Genomic DNA, 23,104 nt, shown 5'->3' with positions numbered 1-23,104 from the left:
TGCGGATTACCAGCCGGCATGGGCGGCGATGGTGGCAGCGATGGTCAGCGCGATTTCGCTGGGATCGCGCTTGGTGGAATAATTCAGCAGTTCCGGGTGGCTGGGCACGAAGCTGGTGTCAAAGAGGCCGCTGCGGAAATCCGGATGGTCCAGGATCTGCTGGTAATAATTGGCGGTGGTCTTGATGCCGTGCAGGCGCATGTCGTCCAGGGCGCGCTTGCCGCGGGCTATCACCTCGTCCCAGGTCAGCGCCCAGACCACCAGCTTCAGGCACATGGAATCGTAGTAGGGCGGAATCTCGTAGCCGGTGTAGATGGCGGTGTCCACCCGCACCCCGGGGCCGCCGGGGGCGTAGTAGTGGGTGATCCGCCCGAAGCTGGGCAGGAAGTCGTTCTTCGGGTCTTCGGCGTTGATGCGGAACTGCAGGGCGTAACCACGATACTGGATGTCCTCCTGGCGATAGCTCAGGGGCAGGCCGGAGGCGATGCGCAGTTGCTCACGGACAATGTCCACCCCGGTGATGGCCTCGGTGATGGTGTGCTCCACCTGCACCCGGGTGTTCATTTCCATGAAGTACACTTCGTTACCGGACAGCAGGAACTCCACCGTGCCCGCATTCTCGTAGCCCACGGCCTTGGCGGCCTTCACCGCCAGGCCGCCGATGTACTGACGCTGCTCCGGGGTCAGCTGGGGGCTGGGTGCAATCTCAATCAGCTTCTGGTTACGGCGCTGGATGGAGCAGTCCCGCTCGAACAGGTGCACGGCGTTGCCTTCACTGTCCGCCAGTACCTGCACCTCGATGTGGCGGGGGTTGACGATGCATTTCTCCATAAACACTTCGGCGGAGCCAAAGGCCTTGGTGGCTTCGGAGATCACCCGGGGGTATTGGGTCTTCAGCTCGTCTGCATTGTCACAGCGGCGAATGCCCCGACCACCACCGCCGGAAGTGGCCTTGACCATCACCGGATACCCGATCTTGCGGGCCAGCGCCAGGGCGTCGTCCAGGCTGGCCAGGTTGCCGTCGGAACCCGGGGTGATGGGCACGCCCGCGGCACGCATGCTGTCCCGGGCCTGGGTCTTGTCCCCCATCTTGTGGATAACGTCGGATTTCGGGCCGATGAAGGTCACGCCTTTCTGTTCGCACAGCCGGGCGAATTCGGCGTTCTCGGACAGGAAGCCGTAGCCCGGGTGGATGGCATCGCAGCCGGTTTCGACCGCCAGGTTGACGATCCGCGCCGGGTCCAGGTAGCCGGCCAACGGATCGTCGCCGAGGGAGTAGGCCTCATCGGCTCGCTTCACGTGCAGGCCGTAACGATCGGGTTCGGTGTAGATGGCCACCGAACGGATCCCCATCTCGGCGCAGGCCCTGACGATGCGGACCGCAATCTCGCCACGGTTGGCGATCAGAACTTTCTTCAACATGGGAAATTCCTCTTCAACATGGGAGATTCCTCTCTTGTCGTCCCGAATGAAGGATGCAACGAGAGTAGCGTGGTGGAACTGTAAGGAAAAATTGATATTATTTTGCGTATATATAATAAATTCCTTATAGATGGCTGAGGCGCCCGATTCCCAATGCCTTTGAGTGTTCACAAACTGGCCAGTCGCCTGACCTTTCGCCAACTTCAGGTCTTCAAGGCGGTCTACGACCTGGGAAGCTACAGCAAGGCAGGCGACCTGCTGGGGTTGACCCAGCCCGCGGTCAGCAGCCAGGTACGCCACCTGGAGCAGGCCCTCGGATTGCCCCTGTTCGACTACGTGGGGCGACGGCTGTATTGCACGTCTGCCGGGGAGGAGATGGCCCGGTGTGTACGGGCGGTCTTTGGGGAGCTGGAGCGGATTCAGACCAAGCTGGCCGCCCTGGAGGGGCGAGTGGCCGGGGAGCTCAGTCTGGTGGCGGTCAATACCGCTCAGTATGTGGTGCCGTATCTGTTGCGGGCGTTCGTGAACCTGTATCCCGAGGTCACTGTATCGGTGACCGTGGTGAACCGGGCTGCCGCGCTTCAGCGGTTGAGTGAAAACCGGGACAATCTGGTGATCATGGGGATGGTGCCCGGCGAACAGCCGCTGGTGTCCTTACCGTTCCTGGATAACGAGTTGGTGCCTGTGGCCCCTCAAGGCCACCCCCTGCTCGCCCAGGCGCCGGTGACCGCGCAGGCGTTTCTCGACAGTCAACTGTTGATGCGCGAGCCCGGTTCCGGCAGCCGGTTGGCGCTGGAAACCCATTGTCAGGAACAGCGCTTGAGGGTGACCCCGAGCATGGAGCTGGGGTCCAATGATGCGGTGAAGCACGCGGTTCTCGCCGGCCTGGGCGTGGCGGTCTTGCCCAAGCAGAGTATCCTTCCGGAACTGGCCATGGGCAGCCTGGCAATCGTGGACATACCGGGCTTCCCCCTGCGCCGCAGTTGGTGCCTGGTTTACCCCCAGGCCAAACACCCCTCGCCGGCGATGCAGGCCTTTATCGACTACATTCAGCAGAATATCCGCAACTTCGAGCAGTTCTTCCGGCGGGGCATGGCCTGATGGCCGTTGGGCTGATGCTTTCTAGCGATCCTCCTCTTCCTCCTCGGCGTCCAGCTCGGCCTTGCGTTTGCGGATTTTCTCCAGCTTGTCTTCGGGGATTTTCATGCTGTGGGCGCTATCCCTCAGCAGCAGGAGGCTGCCGACGATCATGGCCAGCGCCAGTAACAGAATGACCCAGCCGATAATGGGCATGGATGTGACTCCTCTGTGTCCCTTACCTTCGATTCCTTTATAGTGAACCACTTGCCTTTGGACTCTCAACCAGAACCATGGAAGACAGCTTATGTCCTTTTCCCGAATCTACGAACAGGCGGCTGCCCGCAAGGGAGGTGAGGCCGAGTTACGATCACTGTTGCCAACGGTGGCGAAACCTGGCGAGTTGGAGGCGCTGACGGATGACCGCTACCTGTCCGAGATCACCCGCTGCATCTTCAAGGCGGGGTTTGTCTGGCGGGTGATCGACAACAAATGGCCGGGTTTTGAAGCGGCCTTTGAGGGCTTTGTGCCGCTGTACTGGCAACAGGTACCGCCGGAGGTGCTGGAAGACCTGGCGAAGGACGAGCGCATCGTGCGCAACCTGCAGAAGATCCGCACGGTGCCGGAGAACGCCCGAATGATCGTGGAGGCGGGCCGTGACCACGGCGGTTTCGGCGCTTTCCTGAGCCAGTGGCCGTCGAGCGATCAGGTGGGGCTGTTGCAGCATTTCAAGAAACACGGTGCCCGCCTCGGTGGCAATACTGCCCAGTACTTCCTGCGCCGGGTAGGGTGGGACGGTTTCATCCTGTCCCAGGACGTGGTGGCCGGGCTGCGGCGGGAGGAGCGCCTGGATGCCAGTCCCGGCAGCAAGAAAGCCCTGGTCCAGGCCCAACAGGCCTTTACCGACTGGCATCGGGAGACCGGGCTGTCCTACAGTCATTTGTCCCGTATCCTGTCCTTTTCGGTGGGGGACTGATCCCGCCAAGGGAGTCGGGCTGTGGCCCGTGACTAGGTCAATCATCAAGGGCGGACCAGAGGAGAGCGCCGTATGGCCAGCAACCCAAACTGTCAGTGTGCCTGTTCCCGTACCCGGTTCCAGGTCAACGGCAAGCCGCTGATCCGGGGCTTCTGTCACTGCTCCATCTGCCAGGCCTTCAACCAGGCCGACTATGGCGACATCACCGTTTTCCGCGCCAGGGATGTGGTGAAACCGGCGGCGGCCAGTGTCGACTTCCATGCCTACCGGGTCCCGCCCATTGTCCAGCGGGGCAAGTGTGTTCATTGTGGCCAACCGGCGATCGAGTACCTGACGTTGCCGCCCCTGCCGGAACTGGTGGTTGTGCCGACGGCGAACCTTCACGACGCTGGCCTGGTGCCGGAGCCCTCGCTTCATATTTTCTACGAGACCCGGGTTGCCGACGTTGAGGACACGCTGCCCAAGTACAGCGGTTACCTTCGCAGTCAGCTCGCCTTTGGCCGCCGGTTGATGGGCGCGCTGCTTCGGGATTGAGGCGTTCATTCCTGAAGAATTGGGCTAAGCTGATACTGAGCGTCATCGCCACGTTTCGCCTGCAGGTATGGATGTCAGCGTGTCAGCCTCAAGACCCGACAGCAACGATCGCCCGGGGCTTCTGCTTGCCTGTCCCGAATGCGATCTGGTGTCTGAAATCGTGCCCCACCAGCAGGAAGGGCGTTGGCACCTGTGTCCGCGCTGTCACCACGCGCTGCTGCGCCAGGCCCGCAGCGACCAGCTGACGCCGGCGCTGGCAGTCACCGCTTTGATACTGCTTCTGCTGTCACTGCTGTTTCCCTACATTGCCTTTGAACGGGGTGGTATCGAGCGGGCGATGACGGTGGCCGATGCCGCCAACGAACTGGCCATGCATCACCACCCATTGCTGTCAGTTGTCGTGGTCGCCACCATCGTTGTGATTCCGGCGCTCTATCTGCTGGCGGTCTGCATCATTCACCTGAGCCTGGCCAGTCAGGCCCGCCTGCCGGGCAGTCTGTGGCTGGCGCGCTGGTTGCCCCGCCTGCAGCCCTGGATGATGGCGGACGTGTTCGCCATCGCTGCCCTGGTCAGCCTGGTGAAAATCATTGCGATGGCCCATATCCAGCTGCTCTCCGCCTTCTGGACCTTTACCGGCTATGCCGTCCTGTTGCTGGTGACCGTCACCCGAATGAACACCATTGCCCTGTGGCAGCGGCTGTTGGGCCCACTGGACCAGCCCGCCAGGGCGCGAGCTGGCTTGATGGCGGTGGAGCAGGGATTGGTGGGCTGCAGCTGGTGCGGCCAACTGCAACAGCGGGGACACCAGCATTGCCTGCGCTGTCGCAGCCGGCTGCGACAGCGTCACCCTTTCACCCTGCAACGGGTTTGGGCGCTGCTGGTGACGGCCATGCTGTGTAGTTTGCCGGCACACCTGTATCCGATCATGGTCACTACCAGCTTGGGGCAATCGGACCCGGCCACCATCATCGGCGGGGTGCTGTTGTTCATTGATCATGGCGACTGGCCAATCGCTCTGATCATCTTCGCCGCCAGCGTGCTGATCCCATTCGGCAAGATCATCGCTATTGCCTGGCTTTGCATTGCCAGTCGCCGGCGCCGCTCGCTGGATATGGCCGGTCAGATGCGGCTGTACCGGATTACCGAGTGGGTGGGGCGCTGGTCGATGATCGATGTGTTTGTGGTGGCCATCATTGTGGGCCTGTTCCAGTTGGGCAACATTCTCACCATCACGCCCGGGTATGGCGGGCTGGCCTTCTCCGCGGTGGTTATCTTTACCATGCTGGCAGCCCACCAGTTCGATCCGCGGCTGATCTGGGACCAGCAGCGCCGGGTTGCCGCTGGCCGCCTTGATGCTCCCCTTGCGGAGGGCTACCGTTGAACGACGATCCGGATACTTCACCTTCACGGAAACTGTCCGCGGTCTGGATCATACCGCTGGTGGCGGCGGTGATCGGCGGTTGGCTGGTCTACAGCAACCTGTCAAGCCGGGGACTGACCATCACCCTGAAACTAGACGACGCCGAGGGCATCAGTGCGGGTACCACCGCGGTCAAGGCTCGTAATGTGCAAGTGGGCGTGGTCGACAGCGTGTCGTTGTCGGAAGATCTTAGCCACACCTTGCTGAGAGTCCAGATGCAGGCCGACACCGAACGCATGCTCTCGCAGGATACCCGGTTCTGGGTGGTCAAACCCCGGGTTGGACGGGAGGGCATTAGCGGCTTAACCACCGTGGTGTCCGGTGTCTACATTGAGCTGTTGCCGGGTACGGAAGGTCCGCCGAGGAGCAGCTATACCGTCAGTGACAGCCTGCCACCGGAGGTGAGTGGAGAGGGCCTGTACCTGCAACTGCTGAGCGCGGCCGGCAGCGATATCGATACTGGGGATCCGGTCAGTTTTCGCAGTCTGCGCGTCGGTCGGGTGGTGGAGACCGAGTTCGATCCGGCACAGAAAGCCTTTCGGCATCGCCTGTTCATCGAGGCGCCCTATGACGTGCTGGTCACCAGGAACTGCCGGTTCTGGCCGGTCAGTGGCGTGGGCTTCCGGTGGGGGCCCCAGGGCTTTGAGGCTCGGCTGGGGTCGCTAGAGAGCTTCCTGGGTGGCGGCGTGACGTTTGCGGTGCCAGACTCGAACATGAGCGCCGGGGAGCCGGCCCGGGACGGCGACACCTTCATCCTGTACGAGGATGAAGACGCCGCCCATCGGGCCCTGTATTCGCTGACGCTGGATTATGTGCTGTTGATTGACGGCAGCGTTCGTGGATTGCAGGCCGGGGCTCCGGTGGAATACCGCGGGGTTCGAGTGGGGACCGTCGAGCAGGTGGCCTGGGGCTTTGGGTACGAGGGGCCCGGTTCCATGGGGCAGAACCCGGTACCGGTGTTGATCCGCTTCGAGCCCCAGCGATTGACCCTGCAAAACCAGGTGGCTATGGCGCAATGGAGGAGCGAAATTTCTGAGATGATCGGCAACGGCCTTCGCGCCAGCCTGAAGCCGGGGAACCTGCTGACCGGCGCGATGTTCGTCGATCTGGCGTTCTATCCCGATGTACCGGAAGTTGCTGCTATAGCTTCGTACCGTTCGACGCCGATCTTTCCCACCATTCGCCATGGCGGGATTCGCAAGATCGAGGAGCAGGTGGGCCAGCTGTTGGAGACCCTGAACGGGGTGCCGTTCCAGGACATCGCTGATCGTATGAACCAGAACCTGGACAGTCTGGCCAGGGTCAGCCAAAGGCTGGATGCGATGCTCGGCGACCCGGCGTTGATCCGGCTTCCCCGGGAGATGACAGATACTTTGGCCGTGCTGCGGGAAGCCTTCCGGGGGTGGGAGGCCGACACCGACCAGGATGGCGCCGCCTATAAACGCCTGCAGGCGACCCTGCAAAAAATGAACCGGTTGCTCAATGACGCGAGGCCCCTCGTCGACACCTTGAACGAGCGGCCCAACGCCTTGATCTTCCAGAACCGGGCCTCGCCGGATCCCCAGCCCAGGGCTGCGCAATGATGGCGGCGGGGCGACATGCGGGTGTCTGTCTGCTGGCAATGCTGTTGGCCGCCTGCGGCAGCGCCCCGATCGCTCCGCCGCCGGGGTACCTGTTGCCCAGCGCCGCCTCAGTGGGAACCACTGCAATGAACGTTCAGGTGCGTCTGGCGGGGTATCTTGAACAGGGTGGCATCGTCTATCAACTCAGTGACAGCGAGATGCATAACGCCCGCCAGCATCGCTGGGCGGAGCCGTTGGCGCAGCAACTCCGGCGCTCACTCCATGCCGGGCTCAGTGAAATGGCCCCGCCGAACGGCGGGCAATTGACGGTGCAACTGAGTCAGTTCCAGGGGGTGCGGAGCCTGGCCGGGGACCGGGCGATCATTCGTGGTGTCTGGCAGTACAATGCTGGAGGTGCAGTTACCAGGACCGGTCAGATCGACTGGCAGGGGCCATTGACCGGCGATGGGTATGCCGGGTTGGTGGAGACCCTGGATCAGGGCTGGCAGGACGTCGCCCACCGGATAACGGCGGCCCTTCACACTGATGGTTCTTGAATCAACGGCCGCTAGTGCCGGGGAGGCGTGATGAAGATCGTGGACCTGAAGGCCTATCAGGCGGAACTTCGCTACGATGGCCCGGCCTACGCCTTTGCCAATGGTCGCAGCTACCAGCGGTTCCTCAGTACGGTGGTCGTGTTAACCACCGACGATGGACTGGAGGGGTATGGCGAAGTCTGTCCCTGTGGACCCCGTTACATGCCGGCCTTTGCCGAGGGTATCCCGTCCTGCCTTGCCCAGTTGGCCTCCGGCGTGCTGGGGGAGGATCCCCGTCATACCACGCGCATTGTCCAGCGGATGAATGAGGTGCTCAGTGGCCATCCGGTGGCCAAGGCTGCCATCGATATGGCCTGCTGGGACCTGTTGGGCAAGGCGGTTGGTTTGCCCCTGTATGTGCTGTTGGGCGGTCTGCTGAGCGAATCGATGCCGTTGCACCGCATTCTGCCGTTGGCTTCGTCGGACGAGGTCAACGCGTCATTGAGCATACTTCGGCAGCAGCAGTTTCATCATTTCCAGCTCAAGCTGGGGCGCGCTGTCGAGGAGGACCTGGCGCTGCTGGACGGGCTGGAGGGCGTGTGCCGCCCCGGCGAAGTCTGGGTGGGGGATGTCAACGGGGCCTGGCGACCGGAGGAAGCGATCCGCTTTTCACGGCAGTTGGCGGATATCCCCCTCTACCTCGAAGAGCCCTGCGGGGACTATCTGCAGAACCTCTCGGTTCGACCACGCCTGCAGCATCCGGTCAAGTTGGACGAGTCCCTCCATTCGCTGGCGGACGTGCTGCGGGCGCTGCACGACAACGCCATGGATGCCATGGCGCTCAAGCTCAGCAAGTTCGGCGGGCTGACCGTGGCCCGCCGGGTGCGGGACCTGTGCGTTGCCCACGGCATTCCCATGACCATCGAAGACGCCTGGGGCAGCGGCATTGCCACCGCGGCCTACGCTCACCTGGCCGCCAGTACGCCACCCCATTACCTGCTCAACACCACCGACCTGCACAATTACAACACCACGCAGCTGGCCCTGGGTGCACCTTATGTAGAGCAGGGGCGAATGACCATGAGCGCCGAGGCCGGCCTGGGGGTGCAGCCCGATTTTGGTCAAATGCGCCGAATCGAACTCGGCTGATCCGGCGGGGCAAGCTGCTCATGCTGCTGAACCTGCCACAGATGGGCGTACAGTCCGCCCTGTTGCAGCAGTTCCCCATGACTGCCTTGCTCGGCAACCCGGCCCTGGTCCAGCACGATGATGCGGTCGGCATCCAGGATGGTGGACAGGCGGTGTGCAATGACCAGGGTGGTCTGCTGGTGAGAGATATCGCGGATGGCCTTGAGGATCACCTTCTCCGAGTGACTGTCCAGGGACGAGGTGGCCTCGTCGAACACCATGATGGGCGGGTGCTTGAGCAGCGTCCGGGCGATGGACACCCGCTGTTTCTCGCCGCCGGAAAGCTTGAGACCACGCTCGCCCACCAGGGTGTGCTCCCGGTCCGGCAGCTCGGCAATGAAGTCCGCCAGGTAGGCCAGGCGGATCGCCTCCCAGACCTCCTCATCGCTGGCGTCGATGCGGCCGTAGCGCACGTTCTCGAAGATGCTGGTGTTGAACAGCACGGTGTCCTGGGGCACCACGCCGATCTGGCGGCGCAACGAGGTCTGGCTGACGTCGCGGATCGATTGGCCGTCGATGGTGATCTCGCCGCCGGTGACGTCGTAGAAGCGGAACAGCAACTTGAACAGGGTGGACTTGCCGGCACCGCTGCTGCCCACAATGGCCACCTTCTGCTTCGCCGGCACGGTGAAGCTGACCCCGCGGATGATCTCCCGGGCCTCCGAGTAGCCGAAGTGCACGTCGCGGAACCGAATCTCGCCATGGGGCACTGCCAGCTCGACGGCATCGTCCCGGTCCGCCACGCGGGGCTGTACCTCCATCAAAGCAAACATGTTCTCGATGTTGGTCATGGCGCCCTTCATCTCCCGGTACACGAAGCCGAGGAAATTTAGCGGCATAAACACCTGCATCATGAAGGCGTTGATCAGCACGAAGTCCCCGATGGTCATGGTGCCGTCGGTGACCCGCACCGCCGCCAGCACCATGGCCAGGGTCATGGCGGCGGCAATGATCAGGGACTGGCCGCCGTTGAGGGCAAACAGCGACAACCGGTTCTTGCGCCGGGCCTGTTCCCAGCGAGCCAGGTTCTCGTCGTAGTTGTCCGCCTCGAACTGCTCGTTGGTGAAGTACTTGACCGTCTCGTAGTTGAGCAGGCTGTCGATGGCGCGGGTGCCGCTGTCGGATTCCGCCTCATTGGCCTCGCGGATGAACGCCAGCCGCCACTCGGTGGCCACCACCGAAAAGCCCACGTACGCCGCCACCGACACGGCCACGATCAGCGCGAACCAGACGTCGTAGTTCCACAGCAGCAGGCCGATCACCATGCCGATTTCCAGCAGGGTCGGGAGGATGTTGAACACCATGAACCGCAGCAGGAAGCTGATGCCGTTGGTGCCCCGCTCAATGTCCCGGGAGAGCCCGCCAGTGCGGCGATTGAGGTGAAAGTCCAGGTCCAGCGCGTGCAGGTGGCGGAACACCCTCAGCCCCACCCGGCGCATGGCCCGTTCCGTGACCCGGCCAAACAGGGTGTCCCGCAACTCCCCGAACAGCACGTTGGAAAACCGCACCACCCCGTAGGCCAGCAGCAACCCCAGCGGCAGGGTCACCAACTGGCTGGCGCCTTCGGCGTCCAGGCCATCGACGATGTGCTTGAGGATGAACGGCAGCCCCACACTGGCCAGCTTGGCCAATACCAGGCACGCTACCGCCAGGGCAATGCGGGTTCGGAATTCCAGCAGGTAGGGGAACAGGGTTTTCAGCACCGACCAGTTGATGGGTTTGGGGGTAATGTCACTGGTCATGCTGCGCATAGGGTGTCCCTGGCAAGGAGGATGACGCGAGTATAGCAAGGCGGGGCGCTAGCGCCCCTTGAACACCGCTTCCCGTCGCTCCAGGAACGACTGGATGCCTTCCTTCACATCCTCGCTGGCCATCACCGGCTGCAGATCCGGGAACAGGCGCTGTTTGGCCACTTCCTGCCCCTCGCTGACGGCGATCTTGGAGGAGGTCAGACTGCCGCTGACCCCCAGCGGGGCGGCCTTGGCGATCTTTTCGGCAATCGCCAGGGCGACGTTGAACTGATCGCCCGGCTCCACCAGTTCCTGGACCAGCCCCCACTGGTAGGCCTGTTCGGCGGTCCACTCATCGCCGGTGAGCAAATAGCGCTGGGCATTGCCCCAGCCGATCTCCCGGGGCAGACGGATGGTGGCGCCGCCACAGGCGAAGATGCCGCGCTTGACCTCCAACTGGGCGAAGCGAGTGCCCTTGGCGGCTACCCGGATGTCGGTGTTCAACATCATCTCCACGCCGCACGTATAGCAGATGCCCTGGGCCGCGAACACCATCGGCTTGGTGAGCCCTTCGCCCACAATGTGGAAGGGGTCGAGTTCGCCTTCGCCGGGTTCGATGCCGGTGCCGTTGGCGAACACGCCGGCCCAGTCGTCCAGCTGCAGACCGCTGGTGAAGTGGTCGCCTTCGGCGTACATCAGGCCCACCCGCAGCCCCGGATCGTGCTGGAGCTGGTGGTAGGCCTTGGCGATCTCGTGGTACATGGCCCGGTTCATGGCGTTCATCTTGTCCGGGCGGTTGAGGCCGATCAGCAGGATGTGCTCCCGCTTCTCCACATTAACGAAAGACATCAGAACCACTCCTTTTGCATGTTCAGGCAGGTATCGTCCTGGTTGCGCAGCAACACCAGGTCCTGGGCGACGGTGGGCAGTTCCCAGTGGAAGAAGTACTGGGCGGCCTGCAGCTTGCCATTGTAGAAGTTGCGCTCTTCGTCGCCAGTGGCAGACGCCAACCCCCGGGTAGCGGCGTTGGCTTGGCGCAGCCACATCCAGGCCACGATGATGTGACCGAACAGGTGCAGGTAGCAGGAGGCATTGGCCAGTACCGGGTCCGGGTTGCCGCTCATCAGGGACTTGCCCAGGGTCTGGGTCACCTTGACCGCCTGTTGCAGGGTCTCACTCAGGGACAGGGCCCACGGCTGGGTTCGTTCACTGGTGGCGGCCTTCAGGTCCACCTGCATTTCCTGCAGCAGGATCTGCAGGCCGTGGCTCTGGTCCTGCCACAGTTTGCGGCCGAGCAGGTCCAGCGCCTGGATGCCGTTGGTGCCTTCATGGATGGGGTTGAGACGGTTGTCGCGCCAGCATTGCTCCACCGGGTACTCCCGGGTGTAGCCGGCACCGCCGTACACCTGGATGGCCAGGTCGTTGGCTTTGGGACCGTACTCGGAGGGCCAGGCCTTGATGACCGGAGTCAGCAGGTCCAGCAGCTTGCCCGCTTCCTCCCGCTTCTGGGCGTCCGGATGGGTGTGCAGGTCATCCATCAAGCGGGCACCGTAGAGACACAGGGCCAGGCCGCCTTCACTGTAGGCCTTCTGGGCCAACAGCATGCGGCGCACATCGGCGTGCTTGATGATGGGCACCTGCGGGCTTTCCGGGTTCTTCTCCGATGGCTTGCGGCCCTGGAAACGGTCCTTGGCGTATTCCAGGCTGTGCATGTAGCCCCGGTAGCCAATCACGGCCGCGCCCAGGCCAACCCCAATCCGGGCTTCGTTCATCATCTGGAACATGTACTTCAGGCCCTGGTGGGGCTCGCCCACCAGATAGCCATGGCAGGGGGCATCGTCCCCGAAGCTGAGGGCGGTGGAGGTGGTGCCCCGGTAGCCCAGCTTGTGGATCAGACCGGCAAGGCTGACGCCGTTGCGTTCGCCGGGGTTGCCCTCGGCGTCCACCCGGAACTTGGGCACGATGAACAGGGAAATGCCCTTGACGCCGGCAGGTGCGCCTTTGATCTTGGCCAACACCATGTGAACGATGTTCTCGGTGAGGGACTGTTCACCGCCGGAGATGAAGATTTTCGCGCCCTTGATCAGGTAATGGCCGTCGTCGGTCGGCGATGCCGAGGTACGAATGTCCGCCAGGCTCGAGCCGGCGTGGGGTTCGGTGAGCGCCATGGTGCCGCTGAACCGGCCAGAGAGCATGTGGGTCAGGTAGCTACTGCGTTGTTCCTCATTGCCAAACACCCGGATCAGGTTGGCGGCGGCGGTGGTCAGGAACGGGTACCCCGCGGTGCTGGGGTTGGCGGCGGTGAACAGGCCGTTGCAGGCGGCCATGACCGATTCCGGCAGCTGCATGCCGCCAAGATCATGGTCGTGGCGACCGGCAATAAAGCCGGCTTGGGCATAGGCATCGAAAGCCTGCTTGACCTCCGGCAGCATCTCCACCTTGCCGTCGACGAAACGGGGCTCGTCCTTGTCCGCCGCGCTGTTGTGGTTGGCGAAGGTTTCCCGCGCCATCTTGTCGGCGGTCTCAATCACCGCATCGAAGGTGTCCTTGCTGTGCTCCTGGAAGCGCTCGCGCTGGAGCAGGGCCTCGGTATCCAGTACGTCATAGAGTTGGAAGGCCAGGTCGCGGCGGTCGATCAGGGTATCGGTCATCGGAGGTCTCCTTGTTGTTGGGCTTAGACTCTCACACTCCTGCGCTTCCGGGAAATCGGCATGTCCGGCTCTTCGACCGCTGGCCTTTGATTAACGGCGCCCTGGGCGAGCTGCGGGGCCAATAAACCGCAGCTCAAGTTGCTTCCAGGCCCTTTTGGTCGCGCAAGGAGTCACTTCATGTTATACCAGCAACTCTTTTTCGCGGGGCGAGTGTCCACGCCCCGGGATCGATCAAAAAGGGAATAGTTCTGGAGCGTTAAGCCATGCCCAAAGCCAGCGAAATCAAAAAGAACCAGGCCATCGAATACGAAGGCCGCGTGTATTTTGTCAAAGACATCGAGCGCTCGGTGCCCCAGGGGCGTGCCGGGGGAAGCCTGTACCGCATGCGGATGTACGATGTGGTCAGCAACAACAAGCTCGACCAGACCTTCAAGGATTCGGACATGCTGAACCTGGCGGACCTGGTCCGTCGGCCGGCGACATTCTCCTACAGCGATGGCGAGGAGTATGTCTTCATGGACAGTGAAGACTTCACCCAGTACGCGCTGAACAAGGATGCGATCGAAGACGAGCTGCTGTTTATCACCGAGGACATCCAGGGGCTGATGGTGATCCTGGTGGACGATGCGCCGGTGGCTCTGGCGCTGCCCACCACGGTGGATCTGGAAATCACCGAGACCGACCCGGCCATCAAGGGCGCTTCCGCCACCGCGCGCACCAAGCCCGCTACCCTGTCCACCGGCCTGGTGGTGCAGGTGCCGGAACACATTTCCCAGGGCGACCGTATCAAGGTGAATGTGGAAGACCGGAAGTTCCTGGGGCGGGCCTGACCGGCCTCGTCAGGGCCCAGAGCCCGCACGTTCAGGCGGTCTTGAACTGCCCTACCAGTTGCTGTAGCCGGCTCGCCAGTTGCGCCAGCTCCTCGCTGGCCACAGCGGTTTGTTGCGAGCCCTGCGCTGTCTCCTGGGAGGCTTGGGAAATGGCGTCGATGCTGCGGGTGATGTCCTCGGCCGCGGCATTCTGTTGTTCCGCCGCACTCGCAATTTGAACGTTCATGTCGGTGATGACGGCCACCGCTTCGGTGATCTCATTGAGCGACTCGTTGGCGCGGGCGGCCTGCTCAACGGTTTCCGCCGCGCTGCCACGGCCGGCGTCCATGGTGGTGACCGATTCCTTGGCAGCGGTTTGCAGGCGTTCGATCATCTGGTCGATTTCGCCGGTGGACTGTTGGGTCTTTGCGGCCAGGGAACGGACCTCGTCGGCAACCACTGCGAAGCCTCGGCCCTGCTCTCCGGCCCTGGCGGCCTCAATGGCTGCATTGAGTGCCAACAGGTTGGTTTGCTCGGCAATGCCGCGAATGACATCCAGAATGGCGCCAACATTCTCCGACTCCTGCTCAAGCTGGCCGATCTTGGCGGAGGCTGCCTGGATCGTCTCGGCCAGTGCACTGATTGCGGCGCGGGTTTCGTCCACCACTTGCTGACCATTGCGGCTGGCATTGTCGGCCCGTTGAGTCGCCTCGGCGGCCTGACTGGCGTTTTTGGCGACTTCAGCGACGGTGGCGGTCATCTGGTGGGTGGCGGCCGCTGTCTGCGTCAGAGACTGCTGCTGTTCCTCCACCCCTTGGCTGGTCTGCTGGGTGATGGTCGATAATTCCTCTGCCGAAGCCGCCAGTTGCCCGGTAGCGTGATTGATCTCCTGGATCATGTTCCGCAACTGTTGGATCATGGCCTTCATGGCGGTCAGCAGTTGCCCGGTTTCGTCGCGACTGGTGGGCTGGACGTCGATGGTCAGGTCTCCGGCTGAGAGGGCCTTTGCTGCGCCCACCGCCCGCTTCAGCGGGCTGGTGATGCTCCGGGCAATCACCAGCCCGATGATGATGCCGAGGATGGTGGACACAACGCTGATGCCGATTAGCCCGGTCAAGGCTTCCCGCTCGTCCTGCTCCACGGTTTCCAGGGCATGGTGGGTCATCTGTTCGATGCCCCGCAGGACCGCCTCCAGGTGATGGTCGAGGTTGGTCTGCGACTCCTCCATCTCATGGGCGTGCGCAATGGCCTGCTCCAACTGGCCGCTCAGGATTTCCTGGAACAACGACGCTGCTTCTTGATCGAACGCCCGGTGTTCCTGTTCGATTTTTTGCATCTCGGTAGAGAGCGAGCGGATTTCCTCCGCGATCTGGGGTGATGGCGCATGGGTTAGGGCGCTTTTCAGCAGCTCCCTGGCGGACAGGATCTGCTCATCGATGTCTTGGGCCATATCGTTAACCTGATCCTGGATACGGTTCAGGCTCTGGCCCTCCCCCAGGGGAATCTCCGCCAGGCGCAGCCCTTTCTCAATCAGGATGGCTTTTTCCAGTTGCTTGACGGTCACGCCCGTCATGAGTTCAACCAGGGGCATGTCCTCGGTTGAAACGGTGTGCAGCTCATGACCGACTTTGGTGATTTTGACGATGCCGTAGATCGACACCGCGATCAGCAGCAGGATCAGGAGGCCAGCCATGGCGAGGATTTTGGTTCCGATCGTCAAATCTTTCAGATGTTGCATGCTAGTTCCCCAGGCTCCGGGTCTCCGTCCCCCTGTGTTTCACCGATATCTCCAGCGCTATCCTCATTCTTGTCATAGTAGTCCGTTGAGGGTTGCGCGTCATGCGCAATATCAGTCAGTTACGATCGATGGCCTGAGCGGAATGTTTCGACGGTTCCTTACAGGCGATGGATTCGTTTGCAGCGGGTGTCGAAATGACATTGGGGCAATCGACTAACCTACGATTCCCACCCTGAGAAGGAGACAGGCAATGTCCAATCCCATTCCCCAAGGCCATGAAGGCCTGATTCCCCACCTGACTTGTGACCCCTGCAAGGACGCGATTACGTTCTATCGCGAGGCCTTTGGCGCCGAGGAGCTTCAACGGGGCGAACACCCGGACACTGGCAAGATCATGCATGCCGCCCTACGCATCGAGGGCCGGGTGCTGTACCTGTGTGACGACTTCCCGGAGTTCTGTGCGGATGGCAAGCCGAACTCGCCGAAGGCATTGGGTGGCTCTCCGGTGACCATTCACCGCTATGTCCCGGATTGCGATGCCGCGATTGCCCGGGCCGAGCGGGCGGGCGCCACGGTAATGATGCCGCCGGGAGACCAGTTCTGGGGGGATCGGTATGGCGTGGTGGTGGATCCTTTCGGCCACCGTTGGTCGTTGGCGACCCACGTTCGTGAGGTCAGCGAGGCAGAGTTGGCCGACGTGATGGCCCAGATGGCGCCCATACCCGAGCAATAGTCGGGCCACGGGCCAAGACCCGGGTATGGGCTTCGTCCGTATCAGTGGAGATGACGCTGGACGTACGCCAGTAGGTAGTCCTTGAAGCATCTCGCCCTGGCGTTAAGCAACTTTCCGCTGGGCCAGATCAGGTACATCTGGCGGGGGGCGCCCAGCCATTGGGGCAGGATTCGCACCAGCGCGCCGGAGTCGAGTTCAGGCTGTACCTCGGTGAGCGGGAGCAGGGCAATGCCCTGACCATCGCACACCAGGTACTTGGCCAGACCGGTGTCGTTGAAGGTGGCGTTGTGCCTGGGATAGATTTCCTGGCGGCTGCCGGTTTCGGCATGACTTAGCGTCCATTTCGACACCAGGGTCGTGCCAATTATGCGATGGGCCTTGAGGTCGCATGTCGTCGCCGGCTCGCCGTGCTGTGCCAGATAGGTTGGCGCAGCCACTATTATCTTGTCGATCTGCCCCAGCCTTTGCTGGTAGAGCTGGGAATCCGCTTGCGGACCGATGCGGATCGCCAGGTCGGCCTTGCTTTTGACCAGGTCCTGCAACTGGTTGCCCAGAATCAGTTCCAACCGGATGTCTGGATAGGTCCGGGTGAAGCCCAGCCACATGGCACGGAAAAAGCCGTGGGAAATGTTGGTGGGGGCCAGGACCTTCAGGTGCCCCCGAAGTTGAGACATGTCTTCACTCAGCCGTCGCTGGGTCTGCTCGAACTGGTCCACCAAGCTGGCGTAGGCCTCATAGTGAATCTCTCCCTCCTGCGTCAGCACGCATTGTCGTGCCGAGCGGTTCAGCAACCGACAGCCCAGCCGCTGTTCCAGCTTCTGCAGCCGCCGGGTCACAGTGGCCAGCGGTAGGCCGAGATGACGCCCGGCACTGGAGAGGTCGCCCTGCTGAACAATATGCACAAACAGTGCTATGTCATCCATCATGATTTCATTTATGGAAAATCGTATTTAGAAAATGTCTGTATTTTTGATTATGGAATAGAGCATATCATCAGGTCGTTGATTTGACGAAAGGAGGTTATACAGTGATTCCGGTGAAATATGCATCCTATGTATTTTCGTTTTTCATGTCTCTGTCGATGTCGGGAATCATGTCCCTGGTGATTTCCGGGTTTAATGTCGGATGGGGCGACCATCTTGTGACCATCTGGCTGGAAGCCTGGGTCTTCGCATTCGTGGTCGCGTTTCCAACGATCATTGTGGTGACACCCCTGGTGAGAAAACTGGTGACGCTGGTTGTGGTTCACGACGGTGAGCGTGCCTGAGCGGCGCACCGTGGTGGTTTCAGGTCGTTGGGAAACACTCGGGTGAGGGGGAAGTCTTGATGGAAATGTCTTACATATGGGGCGCAATCCTGGTGGGCCTTGGCGCGACCCTGTTGATGGACCTGTGGGCCTGGACCCAACGCCGTGTCTTCCAGGTGGCGTCTCTGGATTTCTGTCTGGTGGGACGCTGGTTGTTGCACATGCCAAAGGGCCGGTTCCGGCATCCCCACATTGCAAAGGCCCAGCAAAAGCCGGCGGAATGCACCGTGGGCTGGGTTGCCCATTACCTGATCGGGATTGTTTTCGCCTTCGTGCCTGTTGTCGCCACGGCTGGGCAGTGGCTGGAGCAGCCTTCCCTGATGCTTGCCTTGTGGGTTGGCCTTGGAACCGTCGTGTTTCCCATGCTGATCCTGCAGCCGGCTTTTGGCCTGGGGATGGCTGGGGCGAACACACCCGATCCTGCAAGGGCCCGCCTGAAAAGCCTGTCGACCCACGCCCTGTTCGGGCTTTGGTTGTATCTGGCCGCCCTACCGGTCAGCTGGTGGCTGGCCTCACTGCCTCGGTGACCGGATCGCCGGCCCTTGCTGCTGGGTAGCTCAGTGCTCGCGATCTTCGGTATACCGGTCCAGCCGCAGGCGATGGCGGTCATCGAACAGCTGGCGCAGGGTCAGCCGGGACGCCAGCAGAATGCCGATCCCGGTACCGGCGGCGATCAGCAGGATGATCAGGATCTGGTAGCTGACCGCACTGATAGGGTCGGCGCCGGCCAGCAGTTGGCCGGTCATCATGCCCGGCAGACTGACGATGCCGCTGGCGGCCATCATGTTGATCACCGGAATCAGGCCCTGGCGGATGCCGTCGCGCCAGATGCTGTGGCAGGCTTGTTGCCAGGGTTCGCCCAGGGCCAGCCGCTCTTCCAGGATAGCCCTCTGCTGGTGGGCGCCTTCCAGGATCCGGCTGATGGTCAGGGCGATGGCGGTCATGGTGTTACCCAGCATCATGCCGAGAAAGGGGATGGCAAAGCGCGGGTGATACCAGGGCTCGTGGCCGACCATCACCAGCAGTGCCAGCAGGGTCAGTGAGAAAGACCCGATGGCCATGGCCAGCAGGCCGTCCCGCCACTCACCGAGGCTGTGGCGGCGATAATGCTGGCGGGCCATCACCTCCCGTCCGGCGGCGAGCAGCATCACCAGGGACACCAATAATACCCACCACACCGTGATGTTTTCGAACAGGGCCTTGAGCACCAGGCCGATCAGCGCCAGCTGCAGACTCATGCGCGCCATACCCACCAACAGGCCGTTGGAACTGCGCTTGCTCAAAGGGCGCACGAAGCCGGCCACGGCCATGACAATCAGCGCGGCCAACCCCAGATCCATCAGGCTCAGTTCGGGGCCGTTCACGTCACAGGTTCTCCAACTTCAAGCACCTGGCCCTTGTCGATCCGCCAGTGCTTGTCCGCCAGGCGCTTCCGCTGCGCGGCGTCATGGCTGGTCATGATCAGGTGGCCCTGCTGCTGGTGGCACCATCGGGAGAGCAACGCTTCGACGAGGGCGGTGGCGTCAGTGTCGAGGTTGGCACAGGGTTCATCGAGCAGCAGCACCCTGGGCGAGCGGTCCAGGGCCCGGAGCAGGGCGAGGCGCTGCTTTTCGCCACTCGACAGGTGCTGGGGATCGCGCTCGAGGATGGTGTTGTCGAGGCCGATGTCTGTCAACGGGGCGGCCTCGGGGGCGTGGAAATGCGCGGCCACCCGGTGATGCCACCAGTGGCTGTCCGCCGACACCAGGATGACCCGCTGGCGCCACTCGGGGCCGCTCATGTCCACACTCGATTGTTGGTCCAGTGCGATGGACCCCTGCCAGGGCACCAGGTCGGCAATTACCCGCAGCAGGTGGGTCTTGCCAGACCCCGACGGGCCCTGCAGCAAGACCCGATCGCCGGCACTGACCGTCAGCTTTTCCGCCCGGATAAGGTCGGTTTTAAGGGACTGCAACTCCAGCATCGTGGCGGCGCCTGGCTCCAAGGACAAGGTTTGGGGGATTCTAGCACGCCAATCCCAAGCCGCAGGGAAGATGTGCCGAACCGGCTGTTCCTGTTGTCCTGAGGTCGATTTTCTCGCGATGTTTCCCGCCAGCATTGAGAATGTTGTCAAACTGTCACATTCTGCGTGTACATTTGTGCCATTTTTGATCCTATATACGCTGTGAGGTAGTGCCATGGACAATCGACGCAGAAACGTCCTCAAGGGTTTGGCCGCGGCGTCGTTCACTTCGACGCTGGCTGCCTGTAACGGTTCTTCCAACGAACCCCGTGAGCAACAAGTGGCGGGCGACTCCGCCAATCGGGGGGCTTCGCCCAAACCGCCGGTAGCCGTTGCCTTCCACCACGGCGTCGCCTCCGGCGATCCGTTGGCCGACCGGGTGATCCTCTGGACCCGGGTGACGCCCACCGAGGAGTTGCCGCGGAACGTGGGTTCCGTAGCGGTCAATCTGGTGGTGGCCCGTGATCCCGAACTCAGGGACGTGGTGCATCGCTACCAGGCGGAAACCAGCGCCGAAAGGGATTTCTGCGTCAAAGTGGATGCCGAGGGCCTGGCCCCGGATGCCTGGTACTACTACCAGTTCAGGGTCGGTAGTGTCCGCTCCCCAGTTGGTCGCACCCGGACGTTTCCGGCTGCCGGTGCGCGGGCGGAGCGCAGCCGGTTCGCGGTCGTTTCCTGCTCCAACTTTGCCTATGGTCTGTTCTCCGTGTATCGGGCTGTCGCCCAGCAGAGTGATCTGGATTTCGTGCTCCACCTGGGCGATTACGTCTACGAATACGGAGCGGGTGAATACGGCGCCTTCCCCGGGCGCGATCCCGAGCCCGCCCATGAGATGGTTTTGCTCGATGACTACCGTCAGCGACACGCCCAGTACAAGACTGACGCCGAGCTGCAGGGGGTGCACCAGCAGTTCCCCATGATTTGCATCTGGGACGATCACGAGTCGGCCAACGACAGTTACAAGGAGGGCGCGGAGAATCACTCGGAGGCCAGCGAAGGGAACTGGGCGGAACGCAAGGTGGCCGCCATCCGGGCTTACTTCGAATGGATGCCGATCCGCCAGTTGCCCGCCAACGCTCAGCGGCTCTGGCGCCAATTCGCCTTCGGCGACCTGATCGACCTGTTCATGCTGGATACCCGTTTGGAAGGCCGGGACGTCCAGGTGGACAGCCCGGTGTCGGCGGATCGGAGCAGTCCGGACCGTCGCCTGGTCAGCGATGAACAAATGCAGTGGTTGCAGGACGGCTTGACGGCCTCGTCCGCCAACTGGCGCTTTATCGGCCAGCAGGTGATGTTTGCAGAGCTGAATGTGGCTCGCACCGTGCTTGAGGCCCAAACGCTGGGCCTGCCGGCTCCGGACACTTTCAATGATCAGTTGGCGGTGCTGAATGTGGACCAGTGGGACGGTTATGTTGCTGACCGGGACAAGATCCTCCAGACCCTGGGCGACCAGGGCATCGATAACACCGTCATTCTCACCGGCGATATCCACACCTCCTGGGCCAACGAAGTCTATGTCGACAACTCACTGATCGGCAATGCGTTGACGTCGCCAGTGGCGGCCGAGTTCGTGGCGCCGTCAGTGACCTCCCCGGGGCTGGAGGAGTTCCTGACCGATAGCGGTGCCGATATCGCGGCGGTAGCCGCACGCCTGGCCAACCCCCATATGAAATACACCGAACTGAAATCCCGAGGGTTTGTGTTGATGGATGTCACCCGGGAGCGGGCGCAGGCTGAATACTACTACGTGGCCAGCATTGCAGAGCAGGACCGGCTTGGTGAACTGGATACAACGAAGACCAAGGTAGTGGGTGTGGACAGTGGCAGCAGTGAGATCTACCAGGACCGAGAGCTTTCCTCGCCACGGACGGTGCGCACGGCATTGTTCCATCCCCGGGTTCAGCAGCAGGTCGGTTAAGAGGAAGTAATGATGTCGAAGGAGTTGAAACCTGATCAGGCCAACCAGTTGGTAACAGATAGCCGTGGCTGGAGCCGACGTGAATTCCTGCGTTCCATGTTCTATACCGCCGGAGCGGTGGGCTCCGCCTCTTGGCTGACCGCCTGTATGGGGGGTAGCGGTGGTGCCGACCAGGCTGCCGAGTTGCTTCCGCCGGGCAACACCGTCACGCCGACGCCGGATCTACCGGATACCCTTCCGGACATCCCGGAACTGGTGGGACGTTTTGCCAATCTGGGGCCGCTGGAAGAGCCCGATCTCTATGGCGTGCGATCGCCGGCCGGCTTCACCACCCGGGTGGTGGCCGTCAACAAAGAGCTGCCCCAGCCCAAGGGCATGTCCGCCGCGGGCCCCCAGACCGGTGGTGTGGGCAACCGGCCCTGGCACATCTTCCCCGATGGCGCCGGGGTGGTGCCCCGGGACAACGGTGGCTGGATCTACATCAGCAACAGCGAGGTGCCGGGTGCCGGCACCATCGGCTTCATGTACCCGGCGCTGTCCGGGCTGGCCAATGCCGCGGAAGAGCTGACGCCGGGCCTGGCCCAGGTCGGCACCCTGGTGTTCGATCCCGATGGCACCATCGTGGACTCCTACACCATCCTCAGTGGCACCACCTTCAACTGCGCCGGCTGCGTGACGCCCTGGAAAACCTGGCTTTCCTGCGAGGAGTTTCCCAACGGCCAGGTCTGGGAATGCGACCCCTATCAACCCGGCGAGGGGCTGGCGCGGCCGACCCTCGGCTTATTCTCCCACGAGGCAATTGCCATCGACCCGAACGAGCGACGGCTTTACCTGACCGAGGACATGCCGGACGGCCGTTTCTACCGCTGGCTGCCCGACCCCGCCGACTGGCCGGAAGGCGCCGAGAGGGCGGCCCTGCAGGCCGGACGTTTGCAGGTCATGGCGGTGGGCGGTGACGGCGTGGAGGGGGCGCTAGCCTCGCCCCAGCCCATTACCTGGATCGATGCGCTGAATCCCCACGAACCCCAGGACCAGAACCGGATTCCCGAATCCACCGCGTTCGACGGTGGCGAAGGGGTCTGGTATTTCAATGGCATCGTCTACTTTGCCACCAAGGGTGACAATCGGATCTGGGCCGTCGACACCGCGGCCCAGACCGTGGAAATCATCTACGACCTGGCCACGGCGGAGGCGCCGAACAACATCCTGTCCGGGGTCGATAACCTGTTCGTCACCAACCAGGGCGATGTGCTGGTGGCCGAGGACGGCGGTGATATGCAGGTGGTGGCGATCCTGCCGGATCGCACCCTCAAGCCCATTGTCCAGGTCGTGGGGCAGGACGCCTCGGAGATTGCTGGGGTGGCCTTCTCGCCGGATGGACGACGGATGTACTTCACCTCCGACCGCGGGGGACGAAATGGCCTGGGGGGCTTCACCAACGGCCTGGGGATGGTGTACGAGGTACTGCTGCCGGACAATCTGTGATTCCGGGTTGCGTCTCG

The 23,104-nt window shown here is 62.4% G+C and carries 22 protein-coding genes; 13 read left to right on the top strand and 9 right to left on the bottom strand.

The window, feature by feature from the left end:
* Positions 1–6 precede the first annotated feature (6 nt).
* Positions 7–1,422, bottom strand: a complete 1,416-nt coding sequence (locus R3175_RS15705; RefSeq protein WP_318945274.1) for an acetyl-CoA carboxylase biotin carboxylase subunit — start codon at positions 1,420–1,422, stop codon at positions 7–9.
* Between the two features lie 153 nt (positions 1,423–1,575).
* On the opposite strand from R3175_RS15705, the gene R3175_RS15700 reads away from it, so the two are divergent.
* Positions 1,576–2,523, top strand: coding sequence for a LysR family transcriptional regulator (locus R3175_RS15700; RefSeq protein WP_318945273.1), 948 nt, complete (start codon positions 1,576–1,578; stop codon positions 2,521–2,523).
* A 21-nt stretch (positions 2,524–2,544) separates the two neighbouring features.
* Here the strand turns inward: R3175_RS15700 and R3175_RS15695 are convergent, their stop codons facing one another.
* Positions 2,545–2,715, bottom strand: a complete 171-nt coding sequence (locus tag R3175_RS15695; protein ID WP_318945272.1) for a DUF2897 family protein — start codon at positions 2,713–2,715, stop codon at positions 2,545–2,547.
* A 91-nt stretch (positions 2,716–2,806) separates the two neighbouring features.
* Here R3175_RS15695 and R3175_RS15690 point away from each other — a divergent pair, with 91 nt between their 5' ends.
* The 6 genes from R3175_RS15690 (at position 2,807) to R3175_RS15665 (ending at position 8,676) form a co-directional block, all read left to right on the top strand.
* Complete coding sequence (locus tag R3175_RS15690) at positions 2,807–3,475, top strand: DNA-3-methyladenine glycosylase I (protein WP_318945271.1); 669 nt, start codon at positions 2,807–2,809, stop codon at positions 3,473–3,475.
* 72 nt (positions 3,476–3,547) lie between these two features.
* Positions 3,548–4,009: a GFA family protein gene (locus tag R3175_RS15685; protein ID WP_318945270.1), complete on the top strand. Its 462-nt coding sequence runs from the start codon at positions 3,548–3,550 to the stop codon at positions 4,007–4,009.
* Positions 4,010–4,088: 79 nt separating this feature from the next.
* The gene (locus R3175_RS15680; protein WP_318945269.1) at positions 4,089–5,390 is read left to right on the top strand and encodes a paraquat-inducible protein A; all 1,302 of its coding nucleotides are present in this window, start codon (positions 4,089–4,091) and stop codon (positions 5,388–5,390) included.
* Entirely contained in the window at positions 5,387–7,012 is a 1,626-nt protein-coding gene (gene pqiB / locus R3175_RS15675) for an intermembrane transport protein PqiB (RefSeq protein ID WP_318945268.1), read from the top strand. Before R3175_RS15680 ends, pqiB begins: the two co-directional genes overlap by 4 nt.
* Before the next feature lie 125 nt (positions 7,013–7,137).
* Complete coding sequence (locus R3175_RS15670) at positions 7,138–7,548, top strand: membrane integrity-associated transporter subunit PqiC (RefSeq protein ID WP_318945267.1); 411 nt, start codon at positions 7,138–7,140, stop codon at positions 7,546–7,548.
* Between the two features lie 30 nt (positions 7,549–7,578).
* Positions 7,579–8,676 (top strand): mandelate racemase/muconate lactonizing enzyme family protein, encoded by a 1,098-nt coding sequence (locus tag R3175_RS15665; protein WP_318945266.1) that lies wholly within the window; start codon positions 7,579–7,581, stop codon positions 8,674–8,676.
* On the opposite strand, the gene R3175_RS15660 is transcribed toward R3175_RS15665, so the two are convergent.
* Genes R3175_RS15660 through R3175_RS15650 form a run of 3 tightly spaced genes read right to left on the bottom strand, consistent with a single transcriptional unit; the run spans position 8,649 to position 13,096 of the window.
* Positions 8,649–10,466: an ABC transporter ATP-binding protein/permease gene (locus tag R3175_RS15660; RefSeq protein ID WP_318945265.1), complete on the bottom strand. Its 1,818-nt coding sequence runs from the start codon at positions 10,464–10,466 to the stop codon at positions 8,649–8,651. The genes R3175_RS15665 and R3175_RS15660 overlap by 28 nt on opposite strands.
* Before the next feature lie 48 nt (positions 10,467–10,514).
* Positions 10,515–11,294, bottom strand: coding sequence for a crotonase/enoyl-CoA hydratase family protein (locus R3175_RS15655; RefSeq protein WP_318945264.1), 780 nt, complete (start codon positions 11,292–11,294; stop codon positions 10,515–10,517).
* A complete protein-coding gene (locus R3175_RS15650; protein WP_318945263.1) occupies positions 11,294–13,096 on the bottom strand; it encodes an acyl-CoA dehydrogenase in 1,803 nt (600 codons plus the stop codon). The genes R3175_RS15655 and R3175_RS15650 overlap by 1 nt, the downstream gene beginning before the upstream one ends.
* A gap of 263 nt (positions 13,097–13,359) precedes the next feature.
* On the opposite strand from R3175_RS15650, the gene yeiP reads away from it, so the two are divergent.
* A complete protein-coding gene (yeiP, locus tag R3175_RS15645) occupies positions 13,360–13,926 on the top strand; it encodes an elongation factor P-like protein YeiP (protein WP_318945262.1) in 567 nt (188 codons plus the stop codon).
* A 31-nt stretch (positions 13,927–13,957) separates the two neighbouring features.
* Here yeiP and R3175_RS15640 read toward each other — a convergent pair whose 3' ends face one another.
* Positions 13,958–15,643, bottom strand: a complete 1,686-nt coding sequence (locus R3175_RS15640; protein WP_318945261.1) for a methyl-accepting chemotaxis protein — start codon at positions 15,641–15,643, stop codon at positions 13,958–13,960.
* A gap of 250 nt (positions 15,644–15,893) precedes the next feature.
* On the opposite strand from R3175_RS15640, the gene R3175_RS15635 reads away from it, so the two are divergent.
* Positions 15,894–16,376: a VOC family protein gene (locus R3175_RS15635; protein ID WP_318945260.1), complete on the top strand. Its 483-nt coding sequence runs from the start codon at positions 15,894–15,896 to the stop codon at positions 16,374–16,376.
* A 41-nt stretch (positions 16,377–16,417) separates the two neighbouring features.
* On the opposite strand, the gene R3175_RS15630 is transcribed toward R3175_RS15635, so the two are convergent.
* Positions 16,418–17,299 (bottom strand): LysR family transcriptional regulator, encoded by an 882-nt coding sequence (locus tag R3175_RS15630; RefSeq protein ID WP_318945259.1) that lies wholly within the window; start codon positions 17,297–17,299, stop codon positions 16,418–16,420.
* A gap of 104 nt (positions 17,300–17,403) precedes the next feature.
* On the opposite strand from R3175_RS15630, the gene R3175_RS15625 reads away from it, so the two are divergent.
* The gene (locus tag R3175_RS15625; RefSeq protein ID WP_318945258.1) at positions 17,404–17,643 is read left to right on the top strand and encodes a DUF2798 domain-containing protein; all 240 of its coding nucleotides are present in this window, start codon (positions 17,404–17,406) and stop codon (positions 17,641–17,643) included.
* A gap of 65 nt (positions 17,644–17,708) precedes the next feature.
* Positions 17,709–18,209, top strand: a complete 501-nt coding sequence (locus R3175_RS15620; RefSeq protein ID WP_318945257.1) for a DUF2938 family protein — start codon at positions 17,709–17,711, stop codon at positions 18,207–18,209.
* Positions 18,210–18,239: 30 nt separating this feature from the next.
* Here R3175_RS15620 and R3175_RS15615 read toward each other — a convergent pair whose 3' ends face one another.
* Together R3175_RS15615 and R3175_RS15610 are read right to left on the bottom strand one after the other, a co-directional pair.
* The gene (locus tag R3175_RS15615; protein ID WP_318945256.1) at positions 18,240–19,046 is read right to left on the bottom strand and encodes an ABC transporter permease; all 807 of its coding nucleotides are present in this window, start codon (positions 19,044–19,046) and stop codon (positions 18,240–18,242) included.
* Entirely contained in the window at positions 19,043–19,645 is a 603-nt protein-coding gene (locus R3175_RS15610) for an ATP-binding cassette domain-containing protein (RefSeq protein ID WP_318945255.1), read from the bottom strand. The genes R3175_RS15615 and R3175_RS15610 overlap by 4 nt, the downstream gene beginning before the upstream one ends.
* A 214-nt stretch (positions 19,646–19,859) precedes the next feature.
* Between R3175_RS15610 and R3175_RS15605 the strand changes: the two genes are divergently transcribed.
* Complete coding sequence (locus tag R3175_RS15605) at positions 19,860–21,602, top strand: alkaline phosphatase D family protein (protein ID WP_318945254.1); 1,743 nt, start codon at positions 19,860–19,862, stop codon at positions 21,600–21,602.
* Between the two features lie 12 nt (positions 21,603–21,614).
* A complete protein-coding gene (locus R3175_RS15600; protein ID WP_318945253.1) occupies positions 21,615–23,087 on the top strand; it encodes an alkaline phosphatase PhoX in 1,473 nt (490 codons plus the stop codon).
* Positions 23,088–23,104 lie beyond the last annotated feature (17 nt).

It is taken from the genome of Marinobacter sp., from assembly GCF_033722735.1.
Taxonomy (GTDB): Bacteria; Pseudomonadota; Gammaproteobacteria; order Pseudomonadales; family Oleiphilaceae; genus Marinobacter.
This window is presented reverse-complemented; position numbering and strand designations above follow the sequence as displayed.

Coding starts and splice junctions, on each gene's coding strand:
- R3175_RS15705 (WP_318945274.1), bottom strand. CDS start 1,422: ATGTTGAAGAAAGTTCTGATCGCCAACCGTGGCGAGATTGCGGTCCGC.
- R3175_RS15660 (WP_318945265.1), bottom strand. CDS start 10,466: ATGCGCAGCATGACCAGTGACATTACCCCCAAACCCATCAACTGGTCG.
- R3175_RS15650 (WP_318945263.1), bottom strand. CDS start 13,096: ATGACCGATACCCTGATCGACCGCCGCGACCTGGCCTTCCAACTCTAT.
- R3175_RS15670 (WP_318945267.1), top strand. CDS start 7,138: ATGAACGTTCAGGTGCGTCTGGCGGGGTATCTTGAACAGGGTGGCATC.
- R3175_RS15665 (WP_318945266.1), top strand. CDS start 7,579: ATGAAGATCGTGGACCTGAAGGCCTATCAGGCGGAACTTCGCTACGAT.
- R3175_RS15655 (WP_318945264.1), bottom strand. CDS start 11,294: ATGTCTTTCGTTAATGTGGAGAAGCGGGAGCACATCCTGCTGATCGGC.
- R3175_RS15610 (WP_318945255.1), bottom strand. CDS start 19,645: ATGCTGGAGTTGCAGTCCCTTAAAACCGACCTTATCCGGGCGGAAAAG.
- R3175_RS15685 (WP_318945270.1), top strand. CDS start 3,548: ATGGCCAGCAACCCAAACTGTCAGTGTGCCTGTTCCCGTACCCGGTTC.
- R3175_RS15640 (WP_318945261.1), bottom strand. CDS start 15,643: ATGCAACATCTGAAAGATTTGACGATCGGAACCAAAATCCTCGCCATG.
- R3175_RS15690 (WP_318945271.1), top strand. CDS start 2,807: ATGTCCTTTTCCCGAATCTACGAACAGGCGGCTGCCCGCAAGGGAGGT.
- yeiP (WP_318945262.1), top strand. CDS start 13,360: ATGCCCAAAGCCAGCGAAATCAAAAAGAACCAGGCCATCGAATACGAA.
- R3175_RS15630 (WP_318945259.1), bottom strand. CDS start 17,299: ATGGATGACATAGCACTGTTTGTGCATATTGTTCAGCAGGGCGACCTC.
- R3175_RS15635 (WP_318945260.1), top strand. CDS start 15,894: ATGTCCAATCCCATTCCCCAAGGCCATGAAGGCCTGATTCCCCACCTG.
- R3175_RS15600 (WP_318945253.1), top strand. CDS start 21,615: ATGTCGAAGGAGTTGAAACCTGATCAGGCCAACCAGTTGGTAACAGAT.
- R3175_RS15620 (WP_318945257.1), top strand. CDS start 17,709: ATGTCTTACATATGGGGCGCAATCCTGGTGGGCCTTGGCGCGACCCTG.
- R3175_RS15605 (WP_318945254.1), top strand. CDS start 19,860: ATGGACAATCGACGCAGAAACGTCCTCAAGGGTTTGGCCGCGGCGTCG.
- R3175_RS15700 (WP_318945273.1), top strand. CDS start 1,576: ATGCCTTTGAGTGTTCACAAACTGGCCAGTCGCCTGACCTTTCGCCAA.
- R3175_RS15695 (WP_318945272.1), bottom strand. CDS start 2,715: ATGCCCATTATCGGCTGGGTCATTCTGTTACTGGCGCTGGCCATGATC.